Here is an 11,795-nt window from a genome sequence, read left to right as displayed (position 1 = left end):
GCACAGTTTCCGTCGAACTCAGCTCGAACTCAGAAGGAGGCAGGTTTGTGACAACTGTCCATACCCCGCCTGTTGCCACATCGGGTTCTGCAACCACACCGGCTGCAGCCCCCGGGCGGCGTTCCCGCCGCAGGCCACGCCGTGGCTGGTCCGCACCGTACATTCTCCTGATCCCCGCGGTCCTGGTCCTGGCAGCTGCCATGGGATACCCCCTGGCCTGGCAGATCGTCACCTCGCTGCAGGAGTTCGGCCTGGCCCAGCAGTTCGGACAACCACCTGAGTTTGTGGGTTTGCAGAACTACATCCAGCTTCTGACCGACAGCTATACCTGGGCAGTCGTTGCCCGCTCACTTCTCTTCTGCCTGGTCTGTGCCAGCGGCACCATGGCAGTCGGCATAGCACTGGCCGTGCTGATGAAAAGGGTCCATAAGGTCATCCGCAACATTCTGCAGATCGCCCTGCTGCTGGCTTGGGCCATGCCGGTTGTTGCGGCCATGACCGTCTGGATCTGGCTCTTTGACTGGCGTCGGAGCATCGTGAACTGGCTGCTGACTGAGGCAGGGCTGAATTTCCAGGGATTCAACTGGCTGGCTGCTCCGCTCACCTTCTATCTGGTGGCGGCGGTCATTGTGATCTGGATGAGCGTGCCCTTCGTCGCGTTCAGCGTTTATGCCGGGCTGACCCAGGTGTCGGACGAAGTCCTGGAAGCGGCCCAGCTGGACGGGGCAACGGGCTGGCAGCGGCTGGTCCACATCATGATCCCGATGATCCGGCCGGTCCTGGCGATCGTCATGCTGCTGCAGGTCATCTGGGACCTCAGGGTCTTTACCCAGATCAGATTGCTCCAGGACGTGGGATCCGTTCCCAGCGAAACAAACCTGCTGGGCACCTACATCCATCAGCTGGGAACCGGGTCGGGAGACTTCGGCATGTCCAGCGCAGTGTCAATTTTTATGCTCCTGCTGACCCTCAGCATCAGCTGGTTCTATGTGCGCAGAATGATTCGAGAGGACGGTGCGGCATGAGCGTGCTTACCGGAACCACCCGGCGCCGGCCCCCCAGGATCTCAACGGTCCTCTGGAGCGCGGCAGCAGTTTTCGCAGCAGCATGCTGGGCTTTCCCGGTTTACTGGATGCTCAACTCAGCGTTCCTTCCGAACGTCACCCTGCAGTCAGCCACCCCCACCTTCGTTCCGTTCAGCGGCTCCTGGGACAACTTTGTGGCCGTGACTGCCTCCGGGAGCTTCTTCTCGGCACTGGGCGTCAGCCTGGCCGTTACCTCCATCACCGTCGTCTGCTGCCTGCTTTTCGCCTTCTTTGGCGCGCTGGCCATCAGCCGGTTCCGGTTCAGGGGCCGGAAGGGATTTGTGCTTGCTCTGCTGCTGGTGCAGATGCTGCCCGCGGAAGGCCTGTTCATCGCCCAGTACAAAATGATGGCCAGCGCAGACCTGCTTAATTCAGTGCTGGGTATCAGCGTTCTCTACATAGCGGCTGTGGTCCCGTTCACCATCTGGATGCTTCGGGGATTCGTAACCGGCATACCGGTGGAACTCGAAGAGGCGGCCATGGTGGACGGCCTGACGCGCACGCAGGCTTTTCTGCGGATTACGTTCCCGCTGCTGGCACCCGGTCTGATTGCTTCAGGAGTTTATGCTTTCCTGCAGGCCTGGAATGAGTTCACCGTGGCGCTGGTGGTGATGACCAGTGATTCAAGCAAAACAATCCCGCTGTGGCTGCGGGGATTCCTGCAGTCAAGTGCCAGCCGGGAAACCGACTGGGGGCAGGTGATGGCAGCGTCCACGCTGGTTGCCGTGCCGGTGATCATTTTCTTCCTGATTGTCCAGGGCCGGATGAGCAGCGGCTTGGTCGGAGGTGCAGTAAAAGGATGACCGTTACCCGCCAAGATCATGAAACCGGAAACCTCCGGGCGCTGGTCAGAGGAACCCTGCTTCCCGGTTTCGCCGGATCCCGGCTGCCGGAGTGGCTTGCTGTGGAACTCGAGGAAGGACTTGCCGGAGTCTGCCTGTTTGGCAGCAACATTGAATCAATCGAAGCGCTGCGCGAGCTGACCGGCGCCATCCGCGCAGCACGTCCCGGCGCGGTCATTGCCATTGATGAGGAGGGCGGGGACGTCACCCGGCTTCACTACGGCGCCGGATCCCCCCACCCTGGCAACGCTGTCCTCGGCCGCCTGGACGACCCAGCAGCGACCTACGCGTCAGCAGCGGCGATTGGCAGCGAGCTTCGCCACGCCGGCTGCACCCTGAACCTCGCTCCATCCGTAGACATCAATTCCAACCCCAACAACCCCGTCATTGGGGTCCGCAGCTTCGGGGATAACGTCCCGCTGGTCGCTGAGCACTCAGCGGCCTGGGTGCAGGGGCTGCAGTCCACGGGCGTAGCTGCCTGCGCCAAACACTTCCCGGGCCACGGCGACACCGCCCAGGACTCACACCTGACACTGCCAACCGTCGATGCTGAACTGGCTGTTCTCGCTGAACGCGAGCTGAAACCATTCGAAGCTGCCATCGCCGCCGGAACAGCCGCGGTCATGACCTCCCATATCCTGGTGCCCGCCCTCGACCCGGACCGTCCCGCGACGTTTTCGCCATCCATTCTCCAGGGCCTGCTCAGGGAGCAGCTCGGCTTCACCGGGGTTATCATGACCGATGCCCTGGATATGCGGGGCGCCAGCGGCGGTACCGGGATACCTGCAGCCGCCGTCCGTGCCCTGGCGGCCGGATGTGATCTGCTGTGCCTCGGCTCTGAAACGAGCGAAGCGGAGTACAACGCCGTTGTTGCCGCAGTACTTGAGGCCCTGCGTGCCGGGGAGCTTCAGCTCAGCCGGCTTGAGGAAGCGTGCAGCAGGTCCGCCCGCCTGTTTGACCTTCTCCCCCGGGATGCCCAGGCCGGAGACGGCCTGCCCGGCCTGGACCCTGACCTGCTTGTCAGCGCCGCTCAGGCCGCTGCCGCCTTCCGCCTGAACGGCACGGCGAAGGATTGGCTGAGCAACAGCACACAGCCCTTCGAGCTTCATCAAATCTCCAGCACCGCCAACCAGGCCGTGGGCAACGTCCCCTGGGGGCCGGCGTCGCTCGACCGGACCGGAGAGCCGGCCACCGGGGTCAGCATCGTTGACCCTGGCAAAGGCCTGCCCTCTCCCCCTGCCGGCAGCCGGCTGGCCCTGGTGGGGCGGAACCTTCATCTGCACCAGCAGAGCCTGCAGCTGATCGCTGAGCTGCGTCGGAGCGGCGCAGACCTCATTGTCGTCGAGATGGGCTGGCCGTCTGTTGACGGTGACCCGGCAGATGTCTGCACCTTCGGTGCGTCCCGCCTCGTCAGCGCCGCGCTGATGGGCTTGCTCACCCAGGGTCTTCCGCAGGGTGCGCAATGAGGCTCGGCATAGACATCGGCGGGACGAAAACGGAGGCAGTAGCCGCTGACGACGGCGGGGTTGTGCACCGCTGCACGGTACCGACCGGTTACGGCGCTGCCGCAGTGGTCAGCTCCGTCATGGAGGCAGCCGAAGAAGTCCGCAGGGCCTGCGGCCTGCCCTTCGGCGCGTTCGAATCGATCGGAGCAGGGATCCCGGGACATGTGGATCACAGCACGGGGACCGTCTCCCACGCCGTGAACCTGGGCTTCGAGTCGCTGGCGCTCGGGCCGGTGTTGAGCGACCGGATGGGCACGGCGGTCCACATTGAAAACGATGTCAACGCCGCCGCCTTGGGAGCCCACAAGTGGCTGGGTGCCGGAACAGTCCAAGGTGCCGGGCTGATGGCGTATCTCAACCTCGGAACCGGCCTCGCCGCCGGCCTGGTCAGCGACGGCGTGATCTGGCGCGGAAGTAACGGTGCGGCCGGTGAGATCGGCCATATTCCCATTAGGCCCAACGGCCTGCTCTGCCCCTGTGGACAGCGTGGCTGCCTCGAAACCCTTGCCTCCGGCTCGGCCATTGCACGCTCCTGGCCCTCCGGCGAGGCCCTGCCGGCCCTCGGCCTTGCCCTCGCCGCGGAGAGCGGCGATCCGGCAGCAATCAGGGTGCTCAATGATCTGTACGACGGCGCGGCCGCGGCCGTCCGGATCCTGGCCCTCAGCGCGGGCGTGGGAACCGTCGTCATCGGCGGAGGCCTGAGCGCCCTGGGGGCACCGCTGCTGGCAGGTGTGCGCAGGAGCCTGGACAAAACCGCCGCTGACTCCAGGTTCATTGCCTCACTCGATCTGTCCAGCAGCGTGAACCTGCTGCCGCGCAGCTTCCCGGCAGCAGCCGTCGGGGCAGCGCTCATCGGCGGCCGCTCCAGGGCTGCCGGAGCAGACACTCCGCTGGCGGTTTCGACCCAGCCCGCAACCTAGCCTGCTGCCCGCCCCACCCCCCCTATACCATGCCCGGGGCGGGAGTAGGCTCGAAGTATGACAACACGTACTTATATCGTCACAGGGTCCGCTTCCGGCATTGGGTCAGCCACCGCTGAACTGCTCAGGGAACGCGGCCACAAAGTCATCGGCGTCGATCTGCGCAACGCAGACGTCGAGGCGGACCTCAGCACTCCCGAAGGACGGCAGATCGCCGCCGACCGCGCATTGGAAGCCGCAGGCGGCTCCATTGACGCTGTTATTGCCTGCGCCGGCATCTCAGCTCCCATCCCCCTGACCGTCTCCGTGAACTTCTTCGGCGTCACCGAGTTCCTGGACCGGCTCACCCCCGTACTGGCACGCAGTGAGGCGCCGCGCGCCGTCGTCGTCAGCTCCATGGCATCCCTGCAGCCGAACTCCCCCGAACTCGTGGACGCCCTGCTTGCCGGTGATGAGGCCATGGCACGGCAGATCGGCCAGAAACTGGCTGACCAGGGTCCCCAGATCGGCTACCTGAACTACCCCTCCAGCAAGCGCGCCCTCAGCCGCTGGGTCCGCCGGGAATCCATCAGCGAACGGTATGCCGGCAACGGGATTCCGCTCAACGCCGTCGCTCCGGGCACCGTCCTGACCGCGATGACCCGTGAACTGCTCGCGACGCCGGAAGGCGCCAAGATGGTGGATGAGAACGTCCCCATGCCGCTGAACGGGCATTCGGAACCCGTGGTTATAGCCCGTCTGCTCGCCTGGCTGGCCAGCGAAGAGAACACCCACCTTGCCGGACAGACGATTTACTGCGACGGCGGCGCTGATGCCTCCCTGCGCGGCGACGACATCTGGCAGTCCTAATTTCCTGAGCGGCGGCCGTACCCCTCAAAGGGATACGGCCGCCGCTCAGTTTATTGGCGATTTGTCTGGACGAACCAGGTGTGCCTGCCGGAGGGCAGTGCGAGGGACGGCCGGTGCCGAACGGCTTTTCCCGTCCCCCTAAGCGGCAGCCTGCAGGTGCTTCGCAGGGCGCGGCTCCGCCGCCCGGCCGGCGGTGACTGCGTCCAGGAAGTTCAGCGTGTCGGCCAGTGCCAGGCGGGCATCCGTCAGCTGGAGCTTGAACTGGTATTCGTGGCCCAGCGCAGGTTTGTGGTTCTTGGGCCAGAAACGGCGGACAACCTGCACGCCGAGCTCTTCGAGCCTGTCTGCCAGGGGCTTGGACTGCTGGTCCGTGAGATAGTCGGCGTTGCCTCCGGAGATGAACGTCGGCGGAAAGTCCGGGCCGACATGGTCGACGATGGACATATGCTCCGCCGCCGGCGTGTTGGACCAGTCCTTGCTTCCCGTGTAGGCCCACAGGGCAGTCCGGAATCCCCAGCCGAGCGGTCCCTTCAGCCGTGCCATGGTCTTCAGATCGTAGACACCGCAGAACAGCAGCATGCCCCGGAGGTGCCCGGGGGCGGCTGCCGGCACGACTCCGGTGCTGCGGGCATATTCCGGGTCGGTGATGATCAGGCCGAGCTGGGCGGCCAGCTGGGCGCCCGCGGAATCCCCTGCCAGGACGATCCGCTCCGGATCCAGGTGAAACTGCCCGGCGTTCTCACGCAGGTAGGCCAACGCACCGTTAAGTTCGGTCACGGCCTGCGGATAGTTGGCCTCCGGAGAGATCGAGTAGCCGACGCCGACGACGGCGTACCCCTGACCGGCGAGGATTTCCAGATAGGGTGCCACGTTCTCCTTGCACCCTGAAATCCAGGCTCCGCCGTGCACCCACACCACCACGGGGAGCGGGTTCCGGCCGGCATTTTCGGGCAGGAAAACGTCGAGGCTGGGACGCTTGGACTTCCCGAGATAGCTCAGGCCGCGGTGTGCTTTAACGCCGCCTCCATGAACGTGCTTGCGCAGGGTCCGGAGCTGCACCTTTCCCCCGCTGGAAAACACTCCGCGGATAAAAAGCGCCGATGGCCGTGGGTCTCTGTGTATTGCAGTTGCGGCAAGCGTGCCGGCTGCTGCCACAGCTCCAGCCATGAACCCCGCTGCCGCCAAAGGCAGGATCTTCATTTTTTAAGGCTAGGGCGCGGCGGAAATCACTCTGCCGCAGGTTCCGCGGCGCAGAGCGAAGCTCCGGCGCTGCTGGTGCCGGATTTCACAGGCTGTTGTGCCGCATCCGACTTTCCCGCTGTGTCCGGTGCCGCATCCCGCCAGATGCTTCCAGGCCGGGTACCCGGCCGGCCCGGCCCACTGCGCGCGGTCCGGACAGCGGGGCTGGCGCTGCGCCCGCCCGCACTAGGATCCGCGGGCACCACCGGGCTATTTGGCGGTGCCGCTTCTGGCACGCCCGGCCCGTGGCTACCCTGAAGAAGAGCGGGGCCCACCCCGTTCCGTTCCGGGAAGCACCCTCCCGGCTGGCCCCGGCCGGCAGGTCCGTCAGTTCCGGCAGTTCCGGCGGTTCCGGCAGCACCGGCAGGTCCGTCAGTTCCGTCAGTTCCGTCAGTTCCGGCAGCCGCTTACCCCAAGGAGACCCATCATGGACCCTATTCCCGGCATCGATCCGGCGGCTGCACCCAGCGGGACAGGCTGTGTTGAGTGCCTCCAGCAGGATGGCTGGTGGTTCCACCTCCGCCGGTGTGCCGAGTGTGGCCACATCGGCTGCTGCGATTCCAGCCCTTCGCAGCACGCTTCCGCGCATGAGCAGGCCTCAGGGCATCCAGTGGTCCGCAGTTTCGAACCCGGGGAGGACTGGTTCTACAGCTATCCGGAGCAGGCCATGTTTGCCGGTCCGGACCTCGCCCCGCCCCAGGCGCACCCTGACAGCCAGCCGGTGCCCGGCCCAGCCGGCCGGGTACCGCAGAACTGGATGAGCCTGCTGCATTAGATCCCAGCGCAGCCAGGCCCGGATATCCGTCTCAGCCCGGGCCCGCCCGCCGTCTCCCCTGCCGTGCCGGCCGGCGCAGCGGGCCCGCACGCAGCCACAGCCACGCCAGGCCGCCTGCGGGGATCGGCAGCCAGAAGTTAAGGATCCGCCAGGACAGCACGCCCAGGACGGCGGCCGAATTCGGAGTACCGAAGCCCACCAGGGCTGGAACCAGGACCCCCTCAACCAGCCCGAGGCCGCCCGGAGTCAGCGGTGCCAGGGCCACCAGGTTGCCCAGTGCGTAGGCCGTCAGGAGTTCCCCGGGCGCAAGTACGTGCCCGAAGGCGGCAACGAATAAACAGAGACAGGCCGCGTCGAAGACCCAGTAGCTGACGGCGAGCATCAGTGCCCGGGCCAGGCGTCCTGGATCCTGCCGGAACATGGCAGTCTCGGCTGCCATGGTCCGCACGAAACGCTCGGCCGCATCCGGTTGGATCAGCCGGCTCCATCCGGCGATCCGGCGCGCCGCGTGGACAGCTCCGGCCAGGTGGCGGTCCAGGACCGAAAGGACCAGCGCGCTCACGGCCAGAAGGACCAGCACAATAACGCCGGCTGCAGCAAAATAGCGGTTCACCCGCACCTCGCCCAGCGCGCTCAGCAGCCCTGCGGCAAAGAGTGCTCCGAGCACCAGGTTCGCGCCCACCACCTGCACCATCGCGGCGCTCAGGGCGTCCTGGGGCAGCACCCCCGCCCGGGTCAGGAGGCTGTACCGGACGGCAGCTGACGTGGTGCCCCCTCCCGGCACCGTGTGGTTCACGGCCAGGTCGCTGAGATCGATCCGCAGCAGAGTGAACCAGCGCGGGCGGCGGGCACCCGGCAGAACTTCCCTGGTCAGCGCGCTGTAACAGCACAGCGACACAGCTTCCAGGCAGAACGCTGCCCCAATCAGGACCGGGGATAGCCCTGCCAGCGCCCGCAGGACGTTGTCCGAGCCCACCAGTTGGGGCAGGACCACGTACTCGAAGATGAGCAGCGCCACCACCGCCGCCGCTGTCCACCGCACCAACCGGGAACGGCGCAGGCGCCGCCAGAATCCCCGGACCACGGTCATCCACCAAGCACAGCAGAGCCGGTGCCCGGGCACTAGGTTCCAGCGGCACTTACGGCAGCAGCTGCCGCTTCCGGTTTTCCGAAGAGCATCTTTCTGACATCATGTTGGTATGTTGCTGACGCACTGTCGGCAACATACCTGCATCCCCACTACCAAGGAATTCCCATGTATCTAGCGCTGCGCGAGCTGCGTTTCGCACGGGCCAGGTTCGGACTGATGGGCGGCGTCATAGCGCTCATCTCCGTGCTGATGGTCCTCCTTTCCGGCCTGTCCTCCGGCCTTGTCAACGACGGCGTCTCCGGCTTGAAGAGCATGCCCGCCACCGCATTCGCTTTCAACGAGGGCACCAAAACAGACAACGCTTTCTCACGAAGTGTTGTCGACGCGTCGCAGGCGGAGGCCTGGCGCACCCAGCCCGGTGTCGACGAGGTCACCATGATGGGCTCCACCATGATGAACGGTGCCACCGCAGACGGGACCCAGGTGGATCTTTCCCTCTTCGGAGTGGACACCGGATCCTTCCTGGCTCCCCGGATCGGGGAAGGCCGGGGCATCGAAGCCGTCGACGAAATCGTCGTTTCGCCCACCGCCGCAGAAGAAGGAATCGAGCTTGGTTCAGTGATCACCCTGGACCGTATCGGGACCGAGCTGCGCGTCGTTGGCTACACCGAGGGCCAGGCAACCTTCGGCCATGTCACCGTTGCCTACCTTCCGCTTGGAACCTGGCAGCTGATTGCCAGCGGCCAGTCCCAGCCCGGTGCCCCATCCGCCGGCGACATCTCTGCGCCGGGCTTCGAGACCGCCAGCACCATCGCCATCAAAGCCGCGGACGGCGCGGACCTGGACTTCGCAGCGGGTGACGCTGCAGCCGGTACGGTGACGTCCACGCTGCAGGACTCCTTCGATGCCTCCCCCGGCTACACCGCAGAAACCCTGACGCTGGAGATGATCCAGGTCTTCCTCTACGCAATCTGCGCCCTGGTCGTCGGTGCCTTCTTCACCGTCTGGACGATCCAGCGGAAGCATGAACTCGCTGTCCTCCGCGCGGTCGGCGCGTCCACCGGCTACCTCCTGCGCGACGGAATTTTCCAGGCCGTCGTGATCCTGGTCCTCTCAACCGCGGCCGGACTTGCAGCCGGTCTCGGCCTTGGGACGTGGATGTCCGGGACGGCGATGCCTTTCACCCTGGAGGCCGGCCCCATTTCGGTGGCCGCATCCCTGACCATCCTCATGGGTGTCCTGGGAGCCGCTATCGCCATCGTCCGTATTTCCAGGGTGGATCCCCTGGCTGCCCTGGGAGGACAGCGTTGAGCACGCAGATCATCACCACCGAAACCCTGCGAACCCGCGGGCTGGTCATCGAGGCGGCCAACCTCTCCCTCGGAGACGGCTCCAGCACCGTCAAGGCCCTGGACAACGTGAGCCTGAGCGTTGAACCCGGGGAACTCGTCGCCGTCGTCGGACCGTCCGGTGCGGGCAAGTCCTCCCTGCTCGCCATCGCCGGCGCGCTGACCACTCCAGACTCCGGACAGGTCAGCGTTAACGGGACCGATCTGGGCAGGCTCGGCAAATCTGCGAAAGCACGGTTCCGGCTGGAGAACATCGGCTTCGTCTTTCAGTCCGGCAACCTTATCCCCGCGCTGAATGCCGCCGAACAGCTCGAGCTGGTGCACCGGATGGCCAAAAGAGGCGGCAGGTTCAATCCGCAGGACCTGCTCGACGCCGTCGGAATGGGACATAAGCAGAAGGCCCGCCCCGGCCAGCTGTCCGGCGGTGAGCGGCAGCGTGTCGGCATCGCCCGGGCACTGGTGACGAAACCCACCCTGCTGCTCGTTGACGAGCCGACGGCCGCACTGGACCGCAAACGCAGCCAGGACGTCGTGGCACTGCTGGCCAGGGAAACCCACGAGCACGGCGTTGCTACAGTTATGGTTACCCACGATCACGATGTCCTCCATCACTGCGACAGGGTTGTTGAGATGGTGGACGGCCGGCTGGCCAGCTAGAGAATGCAAGAACAGGAGTGCCCTTTGCCCCGCATCACTGCCCCGACGGTCGCCGAGCACCGGGCGGCGCAGCAAAGGGCACTCCTGGACGCCGCCAGGACCCTGCTTGCGAAGACGGGTGAGGCTCCCAGCATGGCCGAGGTCGCTGCCCTGGCGGGCCTGGCCAGGCCGAGCGCCTACCAGTACTACAAGTCCCGGACCGATCTGCTGAACGCCCTCGTGCTCGACGTTTTCCCGCGCTGGGCGCGCCGGGTTGAGGAAGCCATGGCTGCGGAGAGCCTTCCGGCCGACCGGATCCTCGCCTACGTTCTGACCAACATCGCCCTGGTCGCCGAAGGCGAACACGCAGTCGGAAGCGCCCTCGCTGCCGTTGCGCCCAGTGAGGAACTCGACGCCCAAAGCACCCGTATGCACCAGCAGCTGCTCGACCCGCTGGTCGGCACGCTTGAGGAGATGGGCGCCGAGGACCCCGCCAGCACTGCGGCCCTCATCAACGCAATCGTCCACACCGGGACCCGCCTGCTCGAAGCCGGCGTCCCGCACGAACAGGTGCGCGAACGCGTGCACGAGCTGCTGGGCCCCTATGTCCGGGCCCATGGCGGACATCCACAGGACTAAGGACCTACCCAGTGAAATCCCCGCTCTCCCGTTTCTGGCCCGCCTTCCTGGCCATCGACGTCGTACTCATCATCACCTTCGCGGCCCTCGGCAGGGACACGCATGCCCACGGAGTGGATCCGGCCGGTGTGCTGCTGACAGCCTCGCCGTTTATCGCCGCCTGCCTGGCCGGCTGGCTGGCGCTTCGCGCCTGGCGGCGCCCGGAGGTGCTGTGGCCGGCGGGCGTCGTCCTGTGGCTCATTACGGCCGGCGCAGGACTGGTGATCCGTTTCCTTGCCGGCGGCGGAGTTGCCCCCAGCTTCGCCCTGGTGACTTTCGGTGTGCTGGCAGCGTTCCTGCTGCTGCCGCGGGCCGTGTGCTCCATTCTCACGCGCGGGCACGCCCGCCGGGATTCCACTAGGCTCAAGGACAGGGCCTGACATTCCGCGCCCTGCAGGACCTTCGAAAGGCAAGCAATGATCACCGCTTTCGTACTCATCCAGACCGACTCCGCCCGGATCCCTGAATGTGCCGAGGAAATCTCCGAGCTCGAGGGCATCAGCGAGGTCTACTCGGTCACCGGTGAGTGGGACCTGATTGCCATCGCCCGGGTCCGCCGCCACGAGGACCTGGCCGACACCATCGCGAACCGGCTCTCCAAAGTCCCCGGCGTGATCGGCACCACCACCCAGATAGCCTTCCGGGCTTACTCCAAACACGATCTGGACGCCGCTTTTTCCCTCGGTTTCGACGGCTAATTAGGCTGGCAAAACAGATAGTTCGTTCCCCTAACCCAGCGTCCTGCGCAGCGTTAGGGGAACGAACTTCAAGGGTGACCCAGGTTATAGCGGCACCAAAAAAGAGAGGCAGGCCGCCTGGCCTGCCTC

The 11,795-nt window shown here is 65.7% G+C and carries 13 protein-coding genes; 11 read left to right on the top strand and 2 right to left on the bottom strand.

The annotated features are described in order from the left end of the window. Positions 1–47 precede the first annotated feature (47 nt). The 5 genes from AL3_RS05415 to AL3_RS05395 are packed head-to-tail and all read left to right on the top strand — an operon-like array spanning position 48 to position 5,201. Complete coding sequence (locus AL3_RS05415) at positions 48–1,025, top strand: carbohydrate ABC transporter permease (protein WP_066297748.1); 978 nt, start codon at positions 48–50, stop codon at positions 1,023–1,025. Next, the gene (locus tag AL3_RS05410; RefSeq protein ID WP_066297741.1) at positions 1,022–1,888 is read left to right on the top strand and encodes a carbohydrate ABC transporter permease; all 867 of its coding nucleotides are present in this window, start codon (positions 1,022–1,024) and stop codon (positions 1,886–1,888) included. Before AL3_RS05415 ends, AL3_RS05410 begins: the two co-directional genes overlap by 4 nt. Beyond that, positions 1,885–3,393: a glycoside hydrolase family 3 protein gene (locus tag AL3_RS05405; protein ID WP_066297739.1), complete on the top strand. Its 1,509-nt coding sequence runs from the start codon at positions 1,885–1,887 to the stop codon at positions 3,391–3,393. Before AL3_RS05410 ends, AL3_RS05405 begins: the two co-directional genes overlap by 4 nt. Beyond that, positions 3,390–4,352: an ROK family protein gene (locus AL3_RS05400; protein ID WP_066297727.1), complete on the top strand. Its 963-nt coding sequence runs from the start codon at positions 3,390–3,392 to the stop codon at positions 4,350–4,352. Before AL3_RS05405 ends, AL3_RS05400 begins: the two co-directional genes overlap by 4 nt. A 57-nt stretch (positions 4,353–4,409) precedes the next feature. Continuing rightward, entirely contained in the window at positions 4,410–5,201 is a 792-nt protein-coding gene (locus AL3_RS05395; protein ID WP_066297722.1) for an SDR family oxidoreductase, read from the top strand. 138 nt (positions 5,202–5,339) lie between these two features. Here the strand turns inward: AL3_RS05395 and AL3_RS05390 are convergent, their stop codons facing one another. Continuing rightward, positions 5,340–6,260 carry an alpha/beta hydrolase gene (locus AL3_RS05390; protein WP_205054110.1) on the bottom strand — a complete coding sequence of 307 codons (921 nt, stop codon included), beginning with the start codon at positions 6,258–6,260 and terminating at the stop codon, positions 5,340–5,342. 607 nt (positions 6,261–6,867) lie between these two features. Between AL3_RS05390 and AL3_RS05380 the strand changes: the two genes are divergently transcribed. Continuing rightward, complete coding sequence (locus AL3_RS05380; protein WP_066297712.1) at positions 6,868–7,215, top strand: UBP-type zinc finger domain-containing protein; 348 nt, start codon at positions 6,868–6,870, stop codon at positions 7,213–7,215. A gap of 31 nt (positions 7,216–7,246) precedes the next feature. On the opposite strand, the gene AL3_RS05375 is transcribed toward AL3_RS05380, so the two are convergent. Next, positions 7,247–8,299: a lysylphosphatidylglycerol synthase transmembrane domain-containing protein gene (locus AL3_RS05375; RefSeq protein ID WP_066297711.1), complete on the bottom strand. Its 1,053-nt coding sequence runs from the start codon at positions 8,297–8,299 to the stop codon at positions 7,247–7,249. 171 nt (positions 8,300–8,470) lie between these two features. On the opposite strand from AL3_RS05375, the gene AL3_RS05370 reads away from it, so the two are divergent. The 5 genes from AL3_RS05370 to AL3_RS05350 are packed head-to-tail and all read left to right on the top strand — an operon-like array spanning position 8,471 to position 11,666. After that, entirely contained in the window at positions 8,471–9,616 is a 1,146-nt protein-coding gene (locus tag AL3_RS05370) for an ABC transporter permease (protein WP_066297710.1), read from the top strand. Beyond that, on the top strand, positions 9,613–10,311 hold the full coding sequence (locus AL3_RS05365) for an ABC transporter ATP-binding protein (protein ID WP_370665038.1): 699 nt from the start codon (positions 9,613–9,615) through the stop codon (positions 10,309–10,311). The genes AL3_RS05370 and AL3_RS05365 overlap by 4 nt, the downstream gene beginning before the upstream one ends. A 24-nt stretch (positions 10,312–10,335) precedes the next feature. After that, positions 10,336–10,929: a TetR/AcrR family transcriptional regulator gene (locus AL3_RS05360; protein ID WP_066297709.1), complete on the top strand. Its 594-nt coding sequence runs from the start codon at positions 10,336–10,338 to the stop codon at positions 10,927–10,929. Positions 10,930–10,940: 11 nt separating this feature from the next. Further along, the gene (locus tag AL3_RS05355; RefSeq protein WP_066297708.1) at positions 10,941–11,348 is read left to right on the top strand and encodes a DUF3054 domain-containing protein; all 408 of its coding nucleotides are present in this window, start codon (positions 10,941–10,943) and stop codon (positions 11,346–11,348) included. Positions 11,349–11,384: 36 nt separating this feature from the next. Further along, positions 11,385–11,666 (top strand): Lrp/AsnC family transcriptional regulator, encoded by a 282-nt coding sequence (locus AL3_RS05350; protein WP_066297707.1) that lies wholly within the window; start codon positions 11,385–11,387, stop codon positions 11,664–11,666. Positions 11,667–11,795: the final 129 nt, after the last annotated feature.

The sequence above is a fragment of the Arthrobacter luteolus NBRC 107841 genome, assembly GCF_001552075.1.
Taxonomy (GTDB): Bacteria; Actinomycetota; Actinomycetes; order Actinomycetales; family Micrococcaceae; genus Arthrobacter_B; species Arthrobacter_B luteolus.
Note: the sequence above shows the minus strand (reverse complement) of the source record. Positions and strands in the feature narration are given on the sequence as shown.

Bases quoted from the DNA above. Each gene is read 5' to 3' on its own strand.
- AL3_RS05410 (WP_066297741.1), top strand. From the start codon at position 1,022: ATGAGCGTGCTTACCGGAACCACCCGGCGCCGGCCCCCCAGGATCTCA.
- AL3_RS05405 (WP_066297739.1), top strand. From the start codon at position 1,885: ATGACCGTTACCCGCCAAGATCATGAAACCGGAAACCTCCGGGCGCTG.
- AL3_RS05400 (WP_066297727.1), top strand. From the start codon at position 3,390: ATGAGGCTCGGCATAGACATCGGCGGGACGAAAACGGAGGCAGTAGCC.
- AL3_RS05395 (WP_066297722.1), top strand. From the start codon at position 4,410: ATGACAACACGTACTTATATCGTCACAGGGTCCGCTTCCGGCATTGGG.
- AL3_RS05380 (WP_066297712.1), top strand. From the start codon at position 6,868: ATGGACCCTATTCCCGGCATCGATCCGGCGGCTGCACCCAGCGGGACA.
- AL3_RS05370 (WP_066297710.1), top strand. From the start codon at position 8,471: ATGTATCTAGCGCTGCGCGAGCTGCGTTTCGCACGGGCCAGGTTCGGA.
- AL3_RS05350 (WP_066297707.1), top strand. From the start codon at position 11,385: ATGATCACCGCTTTCGTACTCATCCAGACCGACTCCGCCCGGATCCCT.